Source organism: Streptomyces prunicolor NBRC 13075 (assembly GCF_000367365.1).
GTDB lineage: Bacteria > Actinomycetota > Actinomycetes > Streptomycetales > Streptomycetaceae > Streptomyces > Streptomyces prunicolor.
Map to the genome: position 1 here is coordinate 1 of NZ_BARF01000027.1, position 22,389 is coordinate 22,389.

A 22,389-nucleotide genomic window follows, 5' to 3' on the forward strand; every position below is an offset into this window, starting at 1 on the left:
AGTGGGCGTGCAGCGACCCCCAAGCGAAGTTCTGCCCGAACCCCGTGCCCGAACCGCCCGTGTACACCTGGTCCGTGGCGTAGTACGTCGCCTTCACGTCCGCGTTCGAGTTGATGGCCGTCTTGGTCAGGCCGGAGCCCCAGGTGCTCCAGATCACCCACGGGCTGCGGGTCAGCGCGTTCGAACCCGCCGCCGTGATCGGCACGTTGTACGACTCGGCGAGCATCCGCGGCTTCGCGTAGTCGACCAGCCCGGTGTAGTACACGTGCGTGAGGTCCGAGGCGGACGGGCTGTAGTCGTCGACGCCGACGACGTCGACGAGGTCGGACCCGGGGTAGAAGTCCCAAGGGACATCGGTCCCCTGCGGGTCCCACGCGCCGGGTGACCAGACGAAGATCAGGTTGTGCAGGCCCTTCGTCTTCACGAGGTAGTCGTACGTGATCCGCCACAGCTTCTTGTAGGAGGCCGGAGTCTTCCCGCCCCACCAGAACCAGTCGCCGTTCATCTCGTGGTACGGCCGCAGGAGCACGGGGACGTCCCACGCGGCGAAGTACGAGAGCGTGGCCGCCAGGAAGGCCAGGTCCGCCAGGAGCGCCCGGTACTCGTCGGTGTCCGACTCCCAGTCGAGGACGCGGTCGAACCACGCCTGGTCGGTGGTGAGTGTCGCCAGGGGGTAGGACGCTTCGCCGCCCGGGTGCTGCCCCGCGACCTGGGTGAGGACCCGGCTCCAGGACTTCACCGCGGAACCGGGGTAGGGCTGGTGGAAGCTCATGCCCACGATGCCGGAGGCCGCGCCGCCGTTGGCGAGGGTCGCCGTCGTACCGTCGAGCCGGACCATCGTGCCGTCCGGGTTGTACGAGCCGTCCGCCGCGCGCGGCAGGCCCTTCCACACACCGAAGGCCAGGTCTACGGCGTCGTCCGTGTACTGCCACGAACGCACCCCCGTCGGCAGCGCCAGCGGGCGGTTGTAGGACCGGTCCCCGTACGTCCCCCAGCCGGTCGCGCCGTAGCCGGGGCCGAGGTCGATCTCGACGAAGCCGGACAGCTTGCCCGTGATGTCCGCGGCCTTCTTGTAGTAGTAGCCGGAGAACGTCGTGCCGCCCGTGTCCCCGTAGCTCGCGTTGTACAGCTCCTGCTGGGTCTCGACGTGCTGGCCGATGATCGTCATCGGGTGGGTGCCGGAGCGCGCCGCGTTCTCCAGTGACACCAGGTGGCTGTAGACCTTCTGCGCGTTCGCCGACGCCGACGGGTCCCGGCCCGTCAGCGTGGACGCTATGAGCGGTGTGGCCGCCCGTGCCACTCCCGGTACGACGGACGCGGCGACGGTGGCGCCGAGGGCGGTGACGAACGTACGTCTTCGCAAGGCTCAACCTCCAGGCAGGGAAAGGATCTTCGCCAGGTTATGGTCCCGCCTGCCGGAACCCGCCTGCCGGAACCCACCTACCGGAAAGGGATGTTCAGCCAAGGACTCCCCGCCTCCGACATGAGGATCCGGTGCGCCGCGACCATGTCCTGGTACCAGTCCCCGAACTCCTCCTCGTCGAAGTGCAGGCAGCGGCCGAGGATGTAGCCGGTGGAGAAGTCGGCCCAGGAGCGGTACGCGAGGGCGGCGGCCCGGCCCGCCCGGATCACCGCCGACTCCGTCTCCGGGAGGGTGGCGAAGCGGGCGCCCAGGCCCCAGCGGGCCATCTTCGAGGCGCGGCCCAGGTCCCAGGCCTCCACCGAGGTGACGTAACGGTTCTCGGCGAGGATGCCGTCGGCGCGCATACGGGCCTCGTAGCGGGTGATGCGGCCGATCAGGCGTTGTACGCCTTCCACCCGGGCCTCGGTCTCCGACGCCGGGCGCGGGTCCGTCTTCGTCACGCCGTCCTCCGTGATCACCGTGGAGCCCTCCGAGCTGGCTCGGATGACGGTGGCCACCGCCTGGCGCCAGTACCCCGTGTCCACGTGGCCGCCGAAGTCGCGGGCGATCGTACGGCGCAGGCTCAGCGCGAACTCCCATACGGAGCTGGACGCTTCGCAGGCGAGCAGGTTGCGCAGGTGGTGCTGCCACTCGGCGCGGTTGGTGATGCCCCACCACTCGCGCAGTCGCCGGCGCTCACCGTCGTAGCCGCTGCCGTGCCAGGCCAGTGCGTTCCAGAGGGAGCCGTTGCTGACGCAGAGGAGGGCTCCGCAGGCCAGGCCGTGGGCCACGGGGCCGTGCAGCGCGCCGCCGACGTGGAGTGCGCGCAGGCGCATGGCCGTGGAGGGGGCGGCGCCGATGCGTTCCGCAGTGCGTGACCAGTCCGTCGTGCCCGGGGGGCCGTAGGGGAGGGGGAGTTCGCAGGGGGTGCCGGGGTTGATGACTATGGTCGGCGGGCAGCGCGGGTTCCAGGCTTCGGCGATCCAGCGCAGCGACGCGCGCGAGTAGACCAGGTCGGGGCGGGGCGCGGGCAGCATGCCGTCCGTGAAGAGTTCCCAGCGTTCCGCGCCGGTGCGGGGGTCGCGGGCGAACGTTCGGTGGGTACGGTCCGGTTGGGCGTCGTAGGACTCGCGCGACATCACGTAGTAGAGGCGGACCCGGGCCAGTGCGTCGTAGTACGCGGGCCAGTCGCCGCGCGCCCTCGCCTCGGCCAGCGCGCGTTCCGTCTCGGTCGGCGGGGTCCAGGCGGGCGGTCGAGGAGGCCCGAAACCGGCGGGGGACGGTCCGAACGACATAGGGCTCGCTGTCCTTCCATGTCCTTCCAGGGGCAGGCCGATCGGGCCGGTCGGCCAGGCCAACCACTGTTGATCCCGGCACATTGCCATACGCGGCTGAGACACCCCTGTGCGGCCCCCGCGCCGTGCACCCTCAACTCCCGGTCCGCCGCGTCGCGTTCCCCAACTCCCGGTCATCCGGCTCCCGTTCCCGCACATGCCGAAGCCCCCGGCCACAACCGCAGCCAGGGGCCTCACACACGGCACTACGAACGCGACTACGAACGCGGCGAACGTCAGACGTTCACGCCGAAGTCCTGGGCGATGCCGACCAGGCCCGAGGCGTAACCCTGGCCCACCGCGCGGAACTTCCACTCCGCGCCGTTGCGGTACAGCTCGCCGAAGACCATCGCCGTCTCCGTCGCCGCGTCCTCGGAGAGGTCGTAGCGGGCGATTTCGGCGCCGCCGGCCTGGTTCACGATGCGGATGTACGCGTTGCGCACCTGGCCGAAGTTCTGCGAGCGGGTCTCCGCGTCGTAGATCGAGACCGGGAAGACGATCTTCTCGACGTCGGCCGGGAGGCCGGCCAGGTTGACGTTGATCGCCTCGTCGTCGCCCGCGCCCTCGCCCGTGCGGTTGTCGCCGGTGTGGACGATCGTCTGGTCCGGGGTCGACTTGTTGTTGAAGAAGATGAAGTGACCGTCCGAGTAGACCTTGCCCTCGGGGTTGACCGCGATCGCCGAGGCGTCGAGGTCGAAGTCCGTGCCGGTGGTGGTGCGGACGTCCCAGCCGAGGCCTACGGTGACGGCCGTCAGGCCCGGGGCCTCCTTGGTGAGCGAGACGTTGCCACCCTTGGACAGGCTTACAGCCATTGTTGGGAGTCCTTCCCTCGTTGCGGTGCGGGCTTCGTACTGAGGACGAAGCTACCGGTACCTCTATGAACGCCAAGAGGGGTACCGAAGGTTCCAGGCGACTTTACTTTCTTTACCCGGGGCGGCGGCCCGACGGAGAACCGGCCGCCACGCGTATTTCGCGTGACGTGGACCGGACAGCTGCGCGACCATGGGGGCATGTCCGGTCCTTATCTCATCCGCGGCTCCGTCTCCCTGCCCGAGGCCGAGCTCATGTGGCGTTTCTCGCGGTCGTCAGGGCCGGGCGGGCAGCACGTCAACACCAGTGACTCCCAGGTGGAGCTGCGCTTCGACCTCGCGAAGACCGAGGCCCTGCCCGACGTGTGGAAGCAGCGCGCGCTGGAGCGGCTCGCCTCGCGACTCGTCGACGGCGTCGTCACCGTACGGTCCTCCGAGCACCGCTCCCAGTGGCGCAACCGCGAGACCGCCGCCGTACGCCTCACGGCACTCCTCGCCGAGGCCACCGCACCGCCGCCGAAGCCGCGCCGGGCGACCCGCATTCCGCGCGGTATCAACGAACGCCGGTTGCGGGAGAAGAAGCAGCGCTCCGACACGAAGCGGGGGCGGACCGGGCGGGACTGGGGGTAAAGCCCGCCTTGCTGGTCGCAGACCTCGTCCGACCGCGCCGCTACGCCAGCTCCAGCACCCCCACCGTCTCTCCCCCGCTCAGCTCTCCGTTGGGCCGGAACCCCAGCCCCAGGTAGAACTTCGCCGGGCCGAGCGGACCCTCGTGCCACGTCACGTACAGCTCCTTGCCGCCCCGGCGGCGGATCTCCGCGGCGACCGACTCGACCGCGAACCGGCCGTAGCCGCGCCCCTGTTGGTCCGCCGCGATGTTCAGCCGCCACAGACCGGAACGGATGACGGAGCCGTCCAGGTTCCAGTCGATGTCGAAGAAGGCCATCACGAAGCCGACGGGCCGGTCCTCGTCGATGATCAGGCGGGGCCAGGCGGTGCCCTGATGGACGTAGGCCTCGGCGAGGGACTTCACGACGGGGGAGACCGCGAACTCCTGGTCGGGGCGGACCCTTATGCCCAGGGCGGCATCGATGTTGAGCGGGGTGATCTCTTCGAGGCGCGGCCCGGGAGCTGCGGCGGTGGTGGTCGTCGGCGTCATGCGTGCACGGTAGGCGGGCGGATCACCGGTGAGCGACCGAATTCACGCTCACCCCAACTGCCGGTACCTGCCCCGGAAATAGGACAGCGGGCCGCCCTCCGCGCTGCCCACCTCCGCCGTCAGCACCCGCCCGATGACGAGGGTGTGGTCCCCGGCCACGATCCGCTGTTCCGTCCGGCATTCGAGCGTGGCGAGGGCGCCGCGGACCAAGGGCGCCCCGGACGCCTCCCCGTGGACGTAGGGAATGTCGTCGAAGAGGAGACGGTCGCTGATGCGGCCCTTCATGGCGAAGCGGCCGGCGATGTGGCGCTGGCTCTCGGAGAGGACGGAGACGGCCCACAGGGGCTGTTCGTCGAGGAGGTCGTCCATGCGGGAGCCGTTGCGGAGGCTGACCAGGACCAGGGGCGGGTCCAGGGAGACCGACATGAAGGCGGTCGCCGTCATGCCCACGTCCTCGCCGACCGGGGCCTGCGGGTCGTCCGGGTCGTACGGCTCCTCGTGCGCGGTCACCAGGACCACGCCCGCGGCCAGCCGGGAGAGGGCGGCGCGGAACTCGTCGTTGCTCACCCCCACAGCATGCCCGGAGGGAGCGGCCTTGATGATCGCGGCGGTGTTCAGCACGTTCGAAACGCTAGCCTCGTGTGTCCGCGCACCACATCGGACCTGCGGCCCATCCGGGCCCTAGGACCGGTCCTAGGACCAACGGCCTACGCGACGGAACATCGTCGTGCATCATGTCCACACACCCGCATGGTTTGCGTTCAGGAAACGCACAGGGAAAAAGCAGAAACTCCACTCAATTGTTCATCTTCTGCTGTGACTTGAGTCACAAGGGGTAGTAATTGTTGACCCTGTGTACCGAGTGGGCAGCGCGCTGTGATTCAGTGGCGGGGAAGATGACCCTTGATTCGCTGCGAGGTCTCGGGGGGAGGGTGAGTATGGAGACCGAGTCGGAACCCTACGTCCGTCTTGCGACCCTGCGACAACTGCACACGGTCATGGCGGACATGAACACCGCCCGCAGCCTGGCGGACACCCTGCAGACCGTCGCCGACGGCGTCGTCAACGGTCTCGGGTACGAGCTGGCGTGCGTCAACCTCGTCCGCCCCGACGGCGACCTCGTGGTCGCCGCCTTCGCGGGCAACTCCGCCGCCGAGTCGCTCATCACCGGCCGCGTCGGCTCACGCACCTCCTGGGAGCGCCGCCTCGGCATGGGCGAGTCCTGGGGCGACCTGCGGTTCATCCCGCACACCGAGGGCTGGGTCCTCGACGAGGACGACGTACCGCAGTGGTACACCGACGGCCCCGCACCCCGCTTCGAGGACGAGTGGCACCCGTCCGACCGGCTCTTCGCGCCCATGTACACCCCCGGCGTCTCCGGCGGCTCGTGCGGCGAGCTGATCGGCGTCCTGTCCGTGGACCGCCCGCGCAACGGGCGGCGGCCGGGCGCGTGGGGGCGCGAGGCGCTCCAGATGTACGCGTTCCAGGCGGCCATAGCGATCAGCAACGCGCGTCTACGTGCGAATATGCAGCGCGCACTTGTCAGGCTGGAGCGGGAGCAACAGGCCCTGCGCGCAAGCGAGGAGAGCTTCCGGCAGGCCTTCGAGTACGCGCCCTCCGGCATGGCGATAGCCGAGATGGGCGGCGACCAACACGGCCGAATACTGCGCAGCAACGACGCCCTGTGCCGCCTGCTGGGCCGCCCCGCGTCCGCGATGCGCCGCTACTCCTTCTCGGACCTCGTCCACCCCGAGGACATAGGCACCCTGCTCAGAACGTCTGCGGAGGGCGGACGCGCGGAGCTCCGCCTGGGCCGCCGGGACGGCACGTACGTCTGGGTCTCGCTCCGCAACTCCGTCGTCGCGGACGCCGCCGACGGACCGCGCTTCCTCCTCTCCCACGTCGAGGACATAGAGGACCGCAAACGCCGCGAGCTCCAGCTCGCCCACCGCGCCGCGCACGACGCGCTCACCGGCCTGCCGAACTCGGCGGAGCTGCGCACCCGCCTCTCCGCCCGCCTCTGCCAGCGCCCGCAGACCGGCCACCCCGGCGAGATCGAGTCCATCGACGCCGCGTACGGACACGCCGCCTACGACGCGAACGGCCACGGCTTCGACTTCCGCCCCGGCGCCGACCTCCTCGACGCCTACGACCGCCACGTCCACACCATCGCCCCCGAGGGTGAGCGCGACGACGGCACCAAGGGGCTCGCGGTCCTCTTCTGCGACCTCGACGGCTTCAAGTCGATCAACGACCGGTTCGGGCACAACGCGGGTGACGCCGTGCTCATCGAGGTCGCCCGGCGGCTCGGCCGGGCGGTGCGCGACGGCGACACGGTGGCCCGGCTCGGCGGCGACGAGTTCGTCGTCCTGGCCGACGGACTCGGCAAGGCCGACGCCGCCGACCTCGCCGTACGCCTGCGGAACGAGATCATCCAGCCCATCCGGGTCGACGGCCGGGCCATGCGGGTCGGCGCCAGTTTCGGTATCGGATGGGCCCACTGCGGGATGACGGCGGACGAGGTCTTGAAGTCCGCTGACGAACGGATGTACATCGAGAAACGATCTCGTCCCAAACAGCACAGACGCGCGGGATGATCTCCAGGTCAGCGGTCTGATGCGGTGTGAGTCACCCGTTTGGACGACGCGGAGCGGGTAGGCTCGCAGTTCTCCAGACGTATCGACGACGTGTCTGAAGACGCATCTGAAGCTGACGTATCTGCACCCGCACCTGTTGAGGAGTACCTAGGGATGACGCCCGGCAACAACGGAGCGAGCACGCCCGAGGACGACGACCCGTTCGGCTACCTGTACGAGGACGGCCAGGCCGCCGGCGCCCAGCCGCCGTCCGGCGGTGGCTACGGCTACCCGGGTTCGGTCAACCGAGTGCGCCCGGTGGGTGAGCGCCAGTACGGCGGCCAGCAGGCCGCCGCGGCCCCCACCGCCCAGTACCAGCAGCAGCCATACGGCCAGACCGTCCCGCAGCAGCAGCCCTACGGCGCCCAGCCGAACGCGCACTACCAGGCCCCGGAGACCTTCCCCGGCGGCCCGCCCGCCGGCCAGCAGCCCCCGTCGTACAACAACGGCGGCGGCAACGGCCGGGGCCGCGGCCCCAACACCAAGGGCCTGCTGATCGGCGCGATCGCGGTCGTCGCCGCGGTGGTCATCGGCATCAGCGTGGCGATGATGAACGGCAACGACGACAAGAGCGGCGACCAGGCGGGCAGCACGCCGTCGGCCTCGTCGAGCGCCTCGTCGAGTCCGTCGGCCAGCAGCAGCGCCGCCCCCGAGGCGGAACTGCCGAAGATCGACGCCAAGGCCCTGCTGCTGGGCGGCGGCGCCACCACGTCGTCCGACGTCTCCGGCGCCGAAGCCGCCGGCGGTGTCTATGTGTCGGGGTTCAACGCGGTCGGCGCGTCCGTGACCTGGAACATGAGCGGCCTCGCGAAGACCGGCAACTACCGCCTGTACGTCAACTACGGCGTACCCGGCAAGGCCGCCACCGCCACGCTCACGATCAACGGTACGGCCCAGTCCCGCCCGCTCAACCTGGGCAACTTCGCGAAGGCGTCCGAGGGCGACTACGAGAAGGGCTGGACGGAGACCTGGGCGTCCGTTCAGCTGAACAAGGGCTCCAACACCATCAAGATCTCCTGCGAGCAGGGCAACCAGTGCGACGTCAACTTCGACCAGCTGTACCTGGTCAAGGCCTGACCTAGGCCGCGCTGGCGTCCCCCGTCACCGCGACCCGCCCCACCAGCTCCTCGTACGCCGCGCGGTCGAACTCGCCCGCCACCGGCGCCAGTACGGTCGCCGCCGACAACGCGACCGCCCGCGCCAGCCGGTCCGGCCACGGCAGCCGCTCGACCCATCCCGACAGCAGGCCCGCGACCGCCGAGTCGCCCGCGCCGGTCGGATTGCCGTGCACCCGGGCCGGAGGCGTCGCGTGCCAGGTGCCCTCCGGGGTCGCCGCCAGCAGGCCCCGCGCGCCCAGTGAGGCGACCACCGCCCGCGCACCCCGGCGACGCGCGTCCTGGGTGGCGCGCAACGGGTCGTGGGAGCCGGTGAGTTCGGCCAGTTCGTCGGCGTTGGGCTTGACGATGTCCGGGCGGGCGGCGACTCCCCGGCGCAGGGGTTCGCCGCTGGTGTCGAGGAGGACGGGGACGCCCGCTGCCCGTGCGGTGCGGATCAGGCCCGCGTACGCGCCCACCGGCACCCCCGGCGGCAGACTTCCGCACAGGGCCACCGCCGACACCCCGTCGCCCAACAACCCCTCGTACGCCTCCTGGAAGGCCGACCACTCCGCCGAAGTGACCGTCGGGCCGGGCTCGTTGAGTTGAGTCGTGTCACCAGTGCGGTCGTCGACCACCGCTATCGTGCGGCGGGTCGCGCCGGAGACCGGGACGAGCGCGTCCAACACGCCTGGGGTGTCGGTGAGTTGCTCCTGGACCACGCGTCCCGTCGCGCCCCCGGTGAAGCCGGTGACCGTCACCTCGTGGCCGAGGGCGGCCAGGACGCGGGCCACGTTCAGGCCCTTGCCGCCGGGGCGTTCGGTCACCTCGGAGACGCGGTGCGAACCGTGCGGTCGCAACTCCCGTACCCGATAGGTGATATCGAGAGCGGTGTTCAGCGTCACCGTGAGGATCACCGGCCGACCTCCCCCGAAGTGTGTGCATCCGCCGTCCGGTTCGGGCTCGATCATGCCAAAAAGGCGACGGTCCTCCCAGTGTCCCGGGACAACCGCCGCCTCAACAGCAGTACATTTCACCCCAGTTGGGGCTCGACCACCCAAGTGCCGCGCCGCATCACGCCCTTGAGGTCGAACGCGGAGTCCAGCAGCACGAGGTCCGCGTACTTGCCGGGTTCCAGCGAGCCGATCTCGTCGTAACTCCCCAGCAGCCGGGCCGGGTTGGCGGAGATCGCGGCGACCACGTCCTCGACCGGCAGCCGGTCGACCGTCACCGAGCGCTTGAAGGCCCGGTCCAGGGTGAGGGTCGAGCCCGCGATGGAGCCGCCCTCCACCAGCCGCGCCACGCCCTCACTGACCTCGACCTCCAGCGGGCCGAGCATGTAACGCCCGTCGCCGAAGCCCGCCGCGTCCATCGCGTCGGTGATGAGCGCGACCCGCTCCGCACCGGCGTGGTGGAACGCCAACTCCAGTGCCGCCGGGTGCAGATGGGTACCGTCGTTGATCAACTCGACCGTGATGCGCTCGTCTTCGAGGAGAGCGGCGATCGGACCGGGGTCACGGTGACCGAGCGGCGGCATCGCGTTGAACAGGTGCGTGGCGACCGTCGCGCCCGCGTCGATCGCCTCGACCGTCTGCTCGTACGACGCGTCGGTGTGCCCGATCGCCGCGATGACGCCGTGTTCGACGAGCAGGCGTACGGAGTCGAGGCCGCCGGGGAGTTCGGTCGCGAGGGTGACCATCTTGGCCGTGCCGCGGGCCGCGTCGACCAGCTTGCGGACGTCCGCGGGGTCGGGGTCGCGGAGCAGGGCCTCGGAGTGGGCGCCCTTGCGGCACGGGGAGATGAACGGGCCCTCGAAGTGGATGCCGGCGAGGTCGCCCTGTTCGGCCAACTCGGAGAGGAGACCGGCGCGTTGGGCCAGGAAGTCCATGTCGCCGGTGACGGTGGAGGCGACCAGGGTGGTGGTGCCGTGGAGGCGGTGGGTGTGGATGCCGTTGAGGACGTCTTCGGGGGTGCCGGAGGTGAAGGAGGCTCCGCCGCCGCCGTGGTTGTGGATGTCTACGAATCCCGGTACCAGCCAGTGGCCGGTGAGGTCGAGTACCTGGGCGTTCTCCGGGGCGGCGCCGGTGATGCGGGTGCCGTCGATGATCACTCGGCCGTCTTGGACGGTTCCTGTGGGGAGGACCACTGTGGCGCCGGACAGGATGAGGGGCCTTGTGCCGGTTGCGGGCTGCGGGTCGCGTGTGGCTGGTCGCGCCCCGCGGCGGAGCCGCATATCGACGCTGTCCCGCGCCCCTGGGTCGGCTGCCATCAGCGTGCTACCTCCGTGCGGTCGGTTGAGTTGAGGAGGTCCCAGGCCAGTAGGCCTGCACCTAGGCATCCAGCCGTGTCCCCCAGAGCCGCGGGGACGATCGTCGGCAGCTTCTGGAAAGTGATCCGGGATCGGACCGCCTCCCGTAGCGGTGTGAACAACGTTTGCCCCGCTTCCGCCAGGCCGCCACCGATGATGATCGTGCGGGGGTCCAGGAGGGTGAGGGCGGTGACGAGGCCGTCGGCGAGGGCGTCTACGGCTTCCTGCCAGACCTTCTCCGCGCGCGGGTCCCCGGAGGTGACCGCCTTCGCGCAGTCCGCCGCGTCTGCCTCCCTGTCCCCGGAGACGGTCGCCCACGCCTCGGTCACCGCCGCCGCGGACGCGTAGCGCTCCAGGCAGCCGGTCTGGCCGCAGGGGCAGGGGGTGCCGCCGGGGCGTACGACGATGTGGCCGATCTCGCCGGCGAAGCCGTGCGCGCCCGCCTCCACCCGGCCGTCGATGCCGATGGCGCCCGCTATGCCGGTGCCGAGCGGGACGAAGAGGAAGCGGTCGGCGCCCTTGCCCGCGCCGATGCGGCCCTCGGCGAGGCCGCCGGTGCGCACGTCGTGGCCCAGGGCGACCGGGACGCCCCCGAGGCGCGCGGCCAACAGGTCGCGCAGGGGTACGTCGCGCCAGCCGAGGTTGGCCGAGTACGCGGCGATGCCCCGCTCGGCGTCGACGATGCCGGGGACGGCGACGCCGGCCGCCGCCGCGGGCTCGCCGTGGTGCTCCTCGCCGTACGCGCGCAGCTCGGCGGCGAAGTCGAGGATGTGCTCGACGACCGCGTCCGGACCGCGCTCACGGCCGGTCGCCCGGCGGGCCCGGTGGAGCAGCTCGCCCTCCGCCCCCACGAGGGCGGCCTTCATCCCGGTGCCGCCCACGTCGAGGGCGATGACATGTCTCACGGGGGACAGTGTGGCCCGTACACCCGCGAGAGGTCTAGTCCACTCACGTGGTGTAGACCTTATGGGTTCGCAGAGCGAACGTCACTACAGCAAAGGTTGGGGATTCGGCAGTGCAGCGGCGTAGGACAGGAATGATCGCGGCGACGTCCGTACTGGGCATGACGGCGGTCCTCGGTGGCTGTGGCCTCGGCGGGGGCTCCGGTGAGGTCACCCTGAGACTGGTCGCCGCCGACTACGGCGACTCCGCGTCGAACAGTTCGCAGAAATACTGGGACAAGCTCGTCAAGGCGTACGAGGCGAAGCACACGAACGTCAAGGTCGAGGTCAGCGTCTACTCCTGGAACGACGTCGACCGCAAGGTCAAGGAGCTGGTCGCCGCCGGCAAGGCGCCCGACATGGCGCAGATCGGCGCGTACGCGGACTACGCGGCGGCGGGCAAGCTGTACTCCACCGCCGACCTGCTCTCCATCCCCGTCGAGGCCGACTTCCTGGAGCCGCTCGCCGACGCGGGGGAGGTGAAGCACAACAAATACGGCCTGCCGTTCGCCGCGTCTACGCGCGTCCTCTTCTACAACAAGACCCTCTTCACCGAGGCAGGCATCACCCCGCCGAAGGACTGGAGCGAGCTGGCCGCCGACGCGGAGGCGTTGAAGGCGAAGGGCGTGAAGTACCCGTTCGCGCTGCCGCTCGGCTCGGAGGAGGCGCAGGCGGAGACCATGCAGTGGCTGCTCGGCGGGGGCGGTGGCTACACCGACGACATCGGCACGTACACCCTCGACTCCACCGAGAACGTCTCCACCTTCACCTGGCTGCGCGACAACCTCGTCGCCAAGGGCCTGACCGGGCCCGTCGCACCGGCCGAGCTGAACCGCGCGGACGCGTTCGCCGCCTTCGCCGACGGTGACGTCGGCATGCTCAACGGGCACCCGACCCTCATCCAGCAGGCCGCCAAGAAGGGCGTCAAGTTCGGCACGGTCGCGATGCCCGGCCGTAACGGCAAGGCCAAGACCACGATGGGCGTCGCCGACTGGATGACCGCGTTCAAGCAGAACGGCCACCGCGAGCAGATCGGCGACTTCCTCGACTACGTCTACAGCGAGCAGAACGTCCTCGCCTTCTCCCGCGAGTACGACCTCCTGCCCGTGACCAACTCCGCGTCCGAGGCGATGCAGGCGTCGACGCAGGACAAGGACCTGCGGCCCTTCCTGGAGGAACTCCCGCTGTCCACGCTCTACCCGGTCGGCAACACCTCCTGGGCCGCGGTCAGCGCGGACATCAAGAAGGGGATAGGGCGGGCGGTGGCCGCGAACGGCAACCCCGCGGCGGTGCTGGGGCAGTTGCAGGCGGCGGCGACGTTGGCGGAGAGCGGGAAGTAGCGGCGGGCGTCAAAGGGTCGAACAGGGGCCTCGGAAAAGGGAATTGAGGCCCCGTCCGGTGAAATGTTGCACGGCGGAAACCCCACGGGCACAGAGGAGTACTCTCGGCCGCGGGAGGCTCTACGCGCGTCCACGCGAGGTGGCGCGAGGGTTTCCCGGAGGGCGGTCTGCCGTGCGACGAACCGACCGGAACAGACGTATCGCGCGGGCTGCCGCCGCCCTGCTGACGGCGACCGTGACCGTCGCACTCGCCGGCTGCGGCACGGACGCCGCGAGCGAATCGGACGGCGTCACCCTCACCGTCGTGGCGACCAACTACGGCGAGGAGGAGGTCAAGAACTCCGAGTCGTACTGGAACGCCGTCGACACCGCATTCGAGGCGACGCACCCCGGCATCAGCATCGACGTCAAGGTGTACGAGCCCGGGGAGGCGGCGACCCAGGTCGCCAAGCTGGTCAAGGCCGGGCAGCCGCCGGACCTCGCGCAGATCGACTCCTACGCCGACTACGCGACGGCCGGCCTCCTCTACCCGGCCTCCGACCTGCTCTCGATCCGGACCGAGGCGAACTTCCTGCCCAACCTGACCGACGCGGGCACGGTCGACAACGCCCAGTACGGACTGCCGTTCCTGGCCTCCACGCGGCTCCTGTACTGCAACAAGAAGCTGTTCAAGGCGGCCGGCCTCGAACCGCCCACCACCTGGCAGGAACTCCGCGAGGACGCCGGCGTCCTCGACGAACAGGGCGTGAAGTACCCGTACGCCCTGCCGCTGGGCCCCGAGGAGGCCCAGGCCGAGACCCTCCAGTGGCTGCTCGGCGGGGGCGGCGGCTACACCGCCGACAGCGGCGCCTACGCCCTCGACTCCGCCCGCAACGTCTCCACCTTCACCTGGCTGCGCGACGACCTCGTCGGCGCGGGCCTGACCGGCCCGGTCGCCCCGGCAAAGCTCAACCGCAAGGCCGCGCTGCAGGCCTTCGTGGACGGCGAAGCGGGCATGGTCAGCGCACCGGGCACGCTGACCCGGCAGATCGCCCGCTCGGTCGACCCGGTCGACTACGAGGCCGTCCCCATGCCCGGCCGTACGGTGGGACGGACCACGCCGACGGTCGGCACCACCGACTGGATCACCGCGTTCAAGCACCGCGGGCACGCCGAGGAGATCGGTACCTACCTCGACTTCCTCTACCAGGACAAGTACGTCATCGATCTCGCCGGCACCTACCAGCTGCTTCCCGTCACCGCCTCCGCCTCCGACGCCATGCGCGCCGACAGCACCTACAGCGGCCTCTGGCAGGGCCTCGACGCCCTCGCCGGCGCCCGGCTCTATCCGATCGGCAAGGCGTCCTGGACGTCGGTCAGTACGGAGATCCAGCGGAAGATCGGCACCGCGGTGGCCCCCGACGGCAGCCCGCCGAGCGTCCTGGGAGCACTCCAGCGGCAGGCGGCCGCGGCGGAGAAGGCGAGCGGGTAGGCAGGCGGGTGGGCGGTGGGGCGGGCGTTGTCAGCGGCGGGAGCTACGGTGCAGGCATGGACAAGGACCGGCCGCCGCCACGGCTTCCCGCGCTCAACCGGAGGGAACAGGACATCCTCGCGCTGGAGCGCCGCGGCTTCCCGGGCCCCGGTGTGAAGGAGCGCGCGATCCGCGAGGAGCTCGGCCTGGCCCCCGTGCGCTACTACCAGCTGCTCAACGCCCTGCTGGACGACGAGCGGGCGCTGGCCCACGACCCGGTGACGGTGAACAGGCTGAGACGGGTGCGGGAGACGCGGCGCTCGGAGCGGTGAGGGCAGGTGTGGGTCTTGGCCGCGCGGCGTCGGGCGACGAGTGAGCCGGGCCCCGCGCGGATAGGGTCGCCGTATGGGCAGCCCTAAGGACTCCACCGATTCCCCGCACGCACTGCCGACCCCGGTGACCCGCGCCGGGCGCGAGGGCCTGGAGGCGATCCTCGCGCACCCCGCCACCGCGGTGATCGGCCTCGACTTCGACGGCACGCTCGCCCCGATCGTGCCGGACCCCGAGCAGGCCCGCGCCCACCCGGGCGCGGTACCGGCGCTGGCCGCGCTCGCCCCGAAGGTGGCGTCCGTGGCCGTGATCACCGGCCGCCCGGCCGGAGTGGCGGTCCGCAACGGCGGCTTCGCGGGCGTCCCGGGCCTGCGACACCTCGTCGTCCTGGGCCACTACGGCACGGAACGCTGGGACGCGGTGAGCAGCACGGTGAGCGCCCCCGCGCCGCACCCCGGGGTCGCGGCGGTCCGCGCCGAACTCCCGGGCTTCCTGGACGGGATCGGCGCCTGGCAGGGCACGTGGATCGAAGAGAAGGGCCGCGCGCTGGCGGTCCACACCCGCCGGGCGACCGACCCCCAGGCGGCCTTCGAAGCCCTCCGCGCCCCCCTCACCGACCTGGCCACCCGCCACGGCCTGATCGTCGAACCGGGCCGCATGGTCCTGGAGTTGAGGCCACCCGGCATGGACAAGGGCGTGGCCCTCCTCGACTACCTCCGCGAGACCGGCGCCGAGTCCGTCCTCTACGCCGGCGACGACCTCGGCGACCTCCCTGCCTTCGCCGCGGTGGAGAAGCTCCGCTCCGACGGCGTTCCGGGCTTGCTGGTGTGCAGCGGCAGCAGCGAGGTGACCGAACTACGGGAGCGCGCCGACCTGGTGGTGGACGGCCCGGCAGGGGTCGTGGACCTGCTGTCGGCGCTCGCGGCTCAACTCGCCTGATCCCGCAGCGCGTTCAGCTGTTCCAGGAACCACTGGGCCGGGGGGAGGGCCGTGGCCGCGGCGGCCAACCGCTTTGTGCGTTCGGCTCGTTCCTCGGTCGGCATGGTCAACGCCTCGTGGAGCGCGGTGGCCGTGCCGATCACGTCGTACGGGTTGACGGCGATCGCGTCCTTGCCCAGTTCCTGGAACGCCCCCGCCTCCCGGGACAGCACCAGCGCGCACCCCTCGTCGGAGACGACGGGCACCTCCTTGGCGACGAGGTTCATGCCGTCCCGGATCGGGTTGACCAGGGCCACGTCGGCGAGCCGGTACGCGGCCAGCGAGCGCGCGAAGTCGTCCTTGACGTGCAGCACCACCGGGGTCCAACCGGGCGTCCCGTACTGCGAGTTGATCTCGTCCGCGACCCGCTGCACCTCGGCGGTGTAGTCCCGGTACACGGCGAGATCCTGCCGGGAGGGGTAGGCGAAGGCCACGTGCACGACCTGTTCCAGCAACTCCGGGTGGTCGTCGAGGAGTTGGCGGTACGCCAGCAGCCCGCGCACGATGTTCTTCGACAGCTCGGTCCGGTCCACCCGGACGATGGCCTTGCGGCCCGCGCCGATCTCCTCGCGCAGGGCCGCCATCCGCTCCTCGACGTCCGGCTCGTGCGAGCGGGCGTGCAGGAACTCGGCGTCGGCACCGAGGCTGTGGACACCGATGAGCGTCTTGCGGGTGATCCGCTCGCGGCCGGTGCCCGGATCCTTCCGCACATGCTCGACCGCACGGGGAGCGCCCGACGGCCACAGGGGCAGCCACCGATAAGGGTCGAGCCCCTGCACGCAGTTCTCGAACGCGGTCGCCCACCGCCAGGTCAGGAACGCCACCCGGTCCGCCCCGAGCATGCCTTCCATCAGCCGCACCTGGATGTCGTCCGGCAGCATCGCGAAGTACTCCGGCGGTGCCCACGGGGTGTGCGAGAAGTGCCCGATCCGCAGATCCGGCCGCAGCTCGCGCAGCATCCCCGGCACCAGACACAGGTGGTAGTCCTGCACCAGCACCGCGGCCCCCTCCGCCGCCTCCTGGGCCAACGCCTCCGCGAACGCCCGGTTGTACGTCTCGTACGACGCCCACTGGCGCCGGAACTCCGCGTCGAAGACCGGCTCCAGCGGGGTCTGGTACAGCATGTGGTGGACGAACCACAGCACGGAGTTGGCGATGCCGTTGTACGCGTCGGCGTGCACGTCCGCCGGAATGTCCAGCATCCGTACGCCGTCCTCGCCGACCCCGCGCCGTACCGCCTCGCGGTCGCCGTCGGACAGCGCCGAGCACACCCACAGCGCGCCCGCGTCCGGGCCGATCGCCGACAGGCCCGACACCAGCCCGCCGCCACCCCGCTTGGCGCGGAGCGAACCGTCGTCGCCCACCTCGTACGAGACCGGGCCGCGATTGGACGCCACGAGCACCTGAGCAGCACCGGACACGGGCGAGGGAGACGACGTAGAAGCCATACGGCACAACCTAGCCCGGCCCGGAAACGCTCAAACGTACGGACGGCCGTCGGCGGACTGTATGAGTCCGTATACGACCGTCCGTGAGCGTCTGTAACTGTGCGGTTATGCGACCTTGCGTGACTGGTACTCGGTGATGTCGACCATCGGCGGGCGTTCCTCCGTGTCCACGGAGTAGGTGCGCGGCTCGAAGCCGTCCGGACCCCGCTCGAACTGGGTGAGCGAGGGCCGGATCAGATGCCCGCGGGCCAGCCTCAGCTGAGCCGTGCGGTAGATCTGCGCGGCCATGCGACCCAGCGCCTGCCCGTCCTGGTGCCGGTGCTTGCGCACGCCCACGTCCACCTGCGCGAGGGCGTCCAGGCCCACCAGGTGCAGCGCGTCGACGAGCATGCCCAGCTCGATGCCGTACCCGACGGGGAACGGCAGTTGTTCGAGCAGGGAGCGGCGGGCCGCGTACTCGCCGCCGAGCGGCTGCACGAAACCGGCCAGCTGCGGCCAGTGCATGTTCAGCAGCGGGCGGGCCATCATCTCGGTGACCCGGCCGCCCTGGCCGGCCGCGCCGCCGAGCGGGCGGTCGTACATCGCCTTGACGAGGTCGACGCCGGGGTCGGTGAGCAGCGGGCCCACGATCCCGGTGACGAAGTCGGAGGAGAACTCCTTCAGGTCCGCGTCGATGAAGCAGACGATGTCGCCGCTGGTGACCAGTAGCGAGCGCCACAGCACCTCGCCCTTGCCGGGCACGGCGGGGATGCGCGGCAGGATGTCGTCCCGGTGCACGACCCGGGCGCCCGCCGCGGCGGCCACCTCGGAGGTGCGGTCGGTCGACCCCGAGTCGACGACGACGATCTCGTCGACGAGCGGGACCTGCTGCATGAGGTCGTGACGGATGATCGCGACGATCTCGCCGACCGTCGCTTCCTCGTTGAGCGCGGGGAGCACGACGGAGACCGACTGGCCCGTACGGTGCTTCGCGGCCAGGATCTTGTGGAGCGGCCGGTCGGTCATGGACCAGGAGCGGGTGCTCAGCCAGTGCTCGACTTCCTTCAGCACGTTGCGCGGCTCCTCTGCGTTCTCTCGGCGATCAGTGATCACACAGAGTGTGTGATCCATCTCGCGGTTCGGACGGCTCACTCAACTGTCCTGGCCTTCGGTTACAGTCTTGAACAACGCTGATGACCATCGCATGTCGGGGGTCGTCAACGCTCACGCAAGTGACACAACCGCATACACAACTGAACACCGCTCATCCAGAGGGGCAGAGGGATACGGCCCGTTGAAGCCCCGGCAACCCTCCAGCCGGTCTTGGCACGCAGCTAGCACGCTGACGTGGTGAGGCTCCCGGCTCGGGAAGGTGCCAAATCCGTCTCATGGCGAAATGCGTCATGAGGAAGATGAGGAAAGGGCCTCGCCTCCATGGCTGCGCAGACAGTTGCAAGCACCACGAACTCCGCGAACATCGCCAACTCCGTAGACCTCGGCCCCGCCGCCGCGCTCTCCTGCCGCGAGTGCGGCCACCGCGTCCCGCTCGGCCCGGTCTTCGCCTGCGAGGAGTGTTTCGGCCCGCTGGAGATCGCCTACGACTTCTCGGGCTACGACACCGAAGAGCTCCGCAAGCGCATCGAGGCGGGCCCCGCGAACATCTGGCGTTACGCGCCCCTGCTGCCCGTCCCCGCCGACGTGGCCGACAAGCCGAACATCAACCCCGGCTGGACCAAGCTCGTCCAGGCCGACAACCTCGCCCGCGAACTGGGCGTCGACGCGGGCAAGTTGTTCGTCAAGGACGACTCCGGCAACCCGACGCACTCCTTCAAGGACCGCGTCGTCGCCCAGGCCATCGAAGCGGCCCGCGCCTTCAACTTCACCACCCTCTCCTGCTCCTCCACCGGCAACCTCGCGGGCGCCGTCGGCGCCGCCGCCGCGCGGGCCGGCTTCCGTTCCTGCGTGTTCATCCCGCACGACCTGGAGCAGGGCAAGGTCGTCATGGCCGCGATCTACGGCGGCGAGCTCGTCGGCATCGAGGGCAACTACGACGACGTGAACCGCTTCTGCTCCGAGCTGATCGGCGACCCGGCGGGCGAGGGCTGGGGCTTCGTCAACGTCAACCTCCGGCCGTACTACGCGGAGGGCTCCAAGACCCTCGCGTACGAGATCTGCGAGCAGCTGGGCTGGCGGCTGCCGGACCAGCTGGTCGTGCCGATCGCCTCCGGGTCGCAGCTCACGAAGATCGACAAGGGCCTGCAGGAGCTGATCAAGCTCGGGCTCGTCGAGGACAAGCCGTACAAGATCTTTGGCGCGCAGGCGGAGGGATGTTCGCCGGTTTCCGTCGCGTACAAGGCCGGTCATGACGTCGTACGGCCGCAGAAGCCGAACACGATCGCCAAGTCGCTGGCCATCGGGAACCCCGCGGACGGTCCTTACGTGCTGGACATTGCTCGGCGGACCGGTGGGGCGGTGGAGGACGTCAATGACGAGCAGGTTGTCGACGCGATCAAGTTGCTTGCGCGGACCGAGGGGATCTTTGCGGAGACCGCGGGTGGGGTGACCGTTGGTGTGGCGAAGAAGTTGATCGAGAGCGGGTTGCTGGATCCGACGCTGACCACTGTCGTGTTGAACACCGGTGACGGTCTCAAGACGCTTGATGCGGTTGCCGGGACCGGGCTGACCGCGACTATCCGGCCGAGTCTTGAGTCGTTCAGGGAAGCTGGGCTTGCCTCGTAAGCGTCGTTGTTCGTCTGCGGGCCCGGTGGGGGCTGGTCGCGCCCCGTGGCGGAGCCACAAATCGATACAGCCCCGCGCCCCTAAAAGCACAAAAGCCACACCTGACCGGAGGTCATCAGCATGAGCGTTAGCGTCCGCATCCCCACCATTCTCCGCACCTACACCGGCGGTAAGGCCGAAGTGACCGCCGAAGGTGCCACCCTCGCCGAGGTCATCTCGGACCTGGAGAAGAACCACGCCGGGATCTCTGCTCGCGTCCTGGACGATCAGGGCAAGTTGCGGCGGTTCGTCAACGTGTACGTGAACGATGACGACGTGCGGTTCGAGCAGGGGCTGGAGACGGCCACTCCGGACGGGGCCGGGGTGTCGATCATTCCGGCCGTCGCCGGAGGCTGACCATCGAGCACAGCGCCGGTGGCTGATAATTACCCTTGGTAACGCCGATTACCGAGAGTTCATCGAATTGCCCCCTCCGTGAGAGAAACGGAGGGGGCAATTCTGTATGGTTGAGCGGGGTACAGTTGGGGAACGCGCTCCACTCCGCATGCCGGACGCATATGAGTACCGGCTCCGCGTGCGATGAGAAGTAGCCAAAGTGTGTAGGCATTTTGCGCGTTATGTTCCCTTTATCTGGCCCGACTTGCCCTGAAGTCGGGCGAATTCTGCGTATATTCCCGACCGGTCCTGCCCGGAATTCTCGTCGGATTGACCTGTTGCAGACGGCAGTTGGGCGGATACATTCGGCCGCGGTCGACGCGTTCCGGCGCACGCCCCCAAACCTGTGGGGGGTGAGGTCTGACCCGGGTCCGCGAAGTGCGGGTCCGTGCAAGGGCCAGTAATAGGGGAGTTAGGCATGGCTCAGGGCACCGTCAAATGGTTCAACGCGGAGAAGGGGTACGGCTTCATCGCGGTCGACGGTGGTGCGGATGTTTTCGTCCACTACAGCGCGATTCAAATGGACGGCTACCGCACCCTGGAAGAGGGCCAGCGGGTCGATTTCGAGATCTCGCAGGGTCAGAAGGGGCCGCAGGCGGACATGGTCCGGCTCGCGACCAGCTGAAGCACGCGCCGACGAACAGCAGCGACGTTCTTCGTTCCTCACCGAAGGGCTCGTACTCCTGGGGGGTCACCTCCTGGGGTACGGGCCCTTCGGCATGTCCTCCGTCTCAGCCGCCCGCGTACAGACCGGACCGCTCCAGCGCGCGCAGCCGGAGTGTGTCCGCCTCGATGACGGCCGGGTCGTCGGAGGCGAGGTAGACGGCGCCGGGGCAGGTGGCCAGGTCGACGGTCTGCGGGGCCGGGCCGCCCTCGGGAAGGTTCATGACGAGCCCGGCGAAGGAGGCGAGCGACCGCACCGTGTCCCAGCCCGCGCCGGAGGGCACGACGCCGTCGGTCTCGCTGATCAGGTTGACGCACCGCAGCCGTGAGTGCAGCCGGTACGGCTCCCGGGCGCGGCGCAGGAACTCCTCGGGCCGCGCGATGGACAGGGCCAGGGATTCGACCTGGTTGGTGCCGACGCAGCGGGAGAGCACGTCCGGCAGCTGGCCGCCGCCGATCCGGGCACCGCACTCGACCAGGACGGGCCCGTCATCGGTCAGCATGACTTCCGTGTGGGCCGCTCCGTTGCGGATCTCCAGCGCGTCGAGGACGTCGAGGACGTAGGCGGCCACGCGCGAGCCGCCCGGGTCGTCGGGCGGGAGCAGGTCCTCGTAGTCGTTGATGGAACGGCCGCCGGGTACCGGGCGCTTGTAGTAGTGCCAGATCTCGATGACGCGGTGCACGCCGTCCCGGCTGACGGTGTTGACGTAGTGCTCCTCGCCCGCGAGGAACTGCTGGGCGAGGACGGTGGGGTTGCCGCGCCCGTAGCGGTCGATGCCGGCCGCGATCTTGCGGTGCGCGGCGACGACCGCTTCCGCGCTGTCACAGAAGATGACGTTGTCGGTGCCCGCGCTGGACGGTGGCTTGAGCACGACGGGCCACGGACCGCGAGCTTCCGCCCAGGCCAGGATCTCGTCGGCCGAGGTCGAGGTGATGCTGTCGGCTGCGGCGAGACCCGCCTCGCGCACCGCCTTGTGCATCGCGTACTTGTCCCGTCGGGCCTCGGGGTGGCGCATGCCGTTGCCCGGGGTGCCGAGCGCGGCCGAGAGCTCGTTGGCGAGGAGGACGCCGGATTCGGCGGCGGCCACCACGATGCCGACACCGTGCTGCCGCAGTCGCTCGGCCGTCCTGCGTACGTCGCCGTCGTGCTGGAACTCGACGGTGAAGTCCTCGGGGCAGTAGGCGAGTTTGGTGTCCGGGAACGGGGAGCGGACGTGGACGTGGTCCACACCGTAGCGGCGCAGTGCCGGGGGCAGCAGGCGTCCGGCGCCGTAGGCGTCGACCACGGCGCACGTCACGCTTGAGGGCGGTTCATTCATCGGATCGACTGGGATGTTGTTCATC

At 70.0% G+C, this 22,389-nt stretch carries 21 protein-coding genes and 1 riboswitch; of the genes, 10 read left to right on the forward strand and 11 right to left on the reverse strand.

Annotation, left to right across the window (positions count from 1 at the left end; genetic code table 11):
- The 3 genes from SPR02S_RS58925 to SPR02S_RS11885 all read right to left on the reverse strand — a co-directional run.
- Positions 1-1,363 (reverse strand): glycosyl hydrolase (locus SPR02S_RS58925; RefSeq protein WP_019057181.1); only part of this gene is annotated, 1,363 nt, incomplete at its 3' end.
- Between the two features lie 77 nt (positions 1,364-1,440).
- Positions 1,441-2,697, reverse strand: a complete 1,257-nt coding sequence (locus SPR02S_RS11880) for a DUF1266 domain-containing protein (protein ID WP_019057182.1) — start codon at positions 2,695-2,697, stop codon at positions 1,441-1,443.
- Positions 2,698-2,972: 275 nt separating this feature from the next.
- Positions 2,973-3,548, reverse strand: a complete 576-nt coding sequence (locus SPR02S_RS11885; RefSeq protein WP_019057183.1) for a TerD family protein — start codon at positions 3,546-3,548, stop codon at positions 2,973-2,975.
- A gap of 198 nt (positions 3,549-3,746) precedes the next feature.
- Here SPR02S_RS11885 and arfB point away from each other — a divergent pair, with 198 nt between their 5' ends.
- Entirely contained in the window at positions 3,747-4,175 is a 429-nt protein-coding gene (arfB, locus tag SPR02S_RS11890) for an alternative ribosome rescue aminoacyl-tRNA hydrolase ArfB (RefSeq protein ID WP_043258234.1), read from the forward strand.
- A 40-nt stretch (positions 4,176-4,215) separates the two neighbouring features.
- On the opposite strand, the gene SPR02S_RS11895 is transcribed toward arfB, so the two are convergent.
- Positions 4,216-4,704, reverse strand: coding sequence for a GNAT family N-acetyltransferase (locus SPR02S_RS11895; RefSeq protein ID WP_019057185.1), 489 nt, complete (start codon positions 4,702-4,704; stop codon positions 4,216-4,218).
- Between the two features lie 48 nt (positions 4,705-4,752).
- Complete coding sequence (locus SPR02S_RS11900; protein ID WP_019057186.1) at positions 4,753-5,325, reverse strand: flavin reductase family protein; 573 nt, start codon at positions 5,323-5,325, stop codon at positions 4,753-4,755.
- 317 nt (positions 5,326-5,642) lie between these two features.
- Between SPR02S_RS11900 and cdgB the strand changes: the two genes are divergently transcribed.
- Both cdgB and SPR02S_RS11910 read left to right on the forward strand, forming a co-directional pair.
- Complete coding sequence (cdgB, locus tag SPR02S_RS11905; RefSeq protein WP_019057187.1) at positions 5,643-7,301, forward strand: diguanylate cyclase CdgB; 1,659 nt, start codon at positions 5,643-5,645, stop codon at positions 7,299-7,301.
- Between the two features lie 153 nt (positions 7,302-7,454).
- A complete protein-coding gene (locus SPR02S_RS11910; RefSeq protein WP_019057188.1) occupies positions 7,455-8,417 on the forward strand; it encodes a carbohydrate-binding protein in 963 nt (320 codons plus the stop codon).
- A gap of 1 nt (position 8,418) precedes the next feature.
- On the opposite strand, the gene SPR02S_RS11915 is transcribed toward SPR02S_RS11910, so the two are convergent.
- The 3 genes from SPR02S_RS11915 to SPR02S_RS11925 all read right to left on the reverse strand — a co-directional run bounded on the left by SPR02S_RS11915 (position 8,419) and on the right by SPR02S_RS11925 (position 11,647).
- A complete protein-coding gene (locus SPR02S_RS11915; protein ID WP_026150442.1) occupies positions 8,419-9,351 on the reverse strand; it encodes a 1-phosphofructokinase family hexose kinase in 933 nt (310 codons plus the stop codon).
- Positions 9,352-9,467: 116 nt separating this feature from the next.
- Positions 9,468-10,598, reverse strand: coding sequence for an N-acetylglucosamine-6-phosphate deacetylase (gene nagA / locus SPR02S_RS11920; protein ID WP_052346968.1), 1,131 nt, complete (start codon positions 10,596-10,598; stop codon positions 9,468-9,470).
- A 104-nt stretch (positions 10,599-10,702) separates the two neighbouring features.
- The gene (locus tag SPR02S_RS11925) at positions 10,703-11,647 is read right to left on the reverse strand and encodes an ROK family protein (protein WP_019057191.1); all 945 of its coding nucleotides are present in this window, start codon (positions 11,645-11,647) and stop codon (positions 10,703-10,705) included.
- 110 nt (positions 11,648-11,757) lie between these two features.
- Between SPR02S_RS11925 and SPR02S_RS11930 the strand changes: the two genes are divergently transcribed.
- The 4 genes from SPR02S_RS11930 (at position 11,758) to otsB (ending at position 15,742) form a co-directional block, all read left to right on the forward strand.
- Positions 11,758-13,023: an extracellular solute-binding protein gene (locus SPR02S_RS11930; RefSeq protein WP_444545436.1), complete on the forward strand. Its 1,266-nt coding sequence runs from the start codon at positions 11,758-11,760 to the stop codon at positions 13,021-13,023.
- 172 nt (positions 13,024-13,195) lie between these two features.
- The gene (locus SPR02S_RS11935) at positions 13,196-14,494 is read left to right on the forward strand and encodes an extracellular solute-binding protein (protein ID WP_019057193.1); all 1,299 of its coding nucleotides are present in this window, start codon (positions 13,196-13,198) and stop codon (positions 14,492-14,494) included.
- A 56-nt stretch (positions 14,495-14,550) separates the two neighbouring features.
- A complete protein-coding gene (locus SPR02S_RS11940) occupies positions 14,551-14,805 on the forward strand; it encodes a DUF3263 domain-containing protein (RefSeq protein WP_019057194.1) in 255 nt (84 codons plus the stop codon).
- 73 nt (positions 14,806-14,878) lie between these two features.
- Complete coding sequence (gene otsB / locus SPR02S_RS11945; protein ID WP_020684169.1) at positions 14,879-15,742, forward strand: trehalose-phosphatase; 864 nt, start codon at positions 14,879-14,881, stop codon at positions 15,740-15,742.
- On the opposite strand, the gene SPR02S_RS11950 is transcribed toward otsB, so the two are convergent.
- Together SPR02S_RS11950 and SPR02S_RS11955 are read right to left on the reverse strand one after the other, a co-directional pair.
- On the reverse strand, positions 15,730-17,229 hold the full coding sequence (locus SPR02S_RS11950) for an alpha,alpha-trehalose-phosphate synthase (UDP-forming) (protein ID WP_078622867.1): 1,500 nt from the start codon (positions 17,227-17,229) through the stop codon (positions 15,730-15,732). The genes otsB and SPR02S_RS11950 overlap by 13 nt on opposite strands.
- 105 nt (positions 17,230-17,334) lie before the next feature.
- Positions 17,335-18,279, reverse strand: coding sequence for a glucosyl-3-phosphoglycerate synthase (locus SPR02S_RS11955; protein ID WP_019057197.1), 945 nt, complete (start codon positions 18,277-18,279; stop codon positions 17,335-17,337).
- A gap of 190 nt (positions 18,280-18,469) precedes the next feature.
- Positions 18,470-18,627: riboswitch (SAM riboswitch) on the forward strand.
- Positions 18,628-18,642: 15 nt separating this feature from the next.
- Here SPR02S_RS11955 and thrC point away from each other — a divergent pair.
- The 3 genes from thrC (at position 18,643) to SPR02S_RS11970 (ending at position 21,007) form a co-directional block, all read left to right on the forward strand.
- Positions 18,643-19,947 (forward strand): threonine synthase, encoded by a 1,305-nt coding sequence (gene thrC / locus SPR02S_RS11960; RefSeq protein WP_019057198.1) that lies wholly within the window; start codon positions 18,643-18,645, stop codon positions 19,945-19,947.
- A gap of 120 nt (positions 19,948-20,067) precedes the next feature.
- Positions 20,068-20,343, forward strand: coding sequence for a MoaD/ThiS family protein (locus tag SPR02S_RS11965; protein ID WP_019057199.1), 276 nt, complete (start codon positions 20,068-20,070; stop codon positions 20,341-20,343).
- Positions 20,344-20,800: 457 nt separating this feature from the next.
- Positions 20,801-21,007: a cold-shock protein gene (locus SPR02S_RS11970; protein ID WP_019057200.1), complete on the forward strand. Its 207-nt coding sequence runs from the start codon at positions 20,801-20,803 to the stop codon at positions 21,005-21,007.
- Between the two features lie 106 nt (positions 21,008-21,113).
- Here SPR02S_RS11970 and SPR02S_RS11975 read toward each other — a convergent pair whose 3' ends face one another.
- Positions 21,114-22,388 carry a hypothetical protein gene (locus tag SPR02S_RS11975; RefSeq protein WP_218006576.1) on the reverse strand — a complete coding sequence of 425 codons (1,275 nt, stop codon included), beginning with the start codon at positions 22,386-22,388 and terminating at the stop codon, positions 21,114-21,116.
- Between the last annotated feature and the right edge of the window lies 1 nt (position 22,389).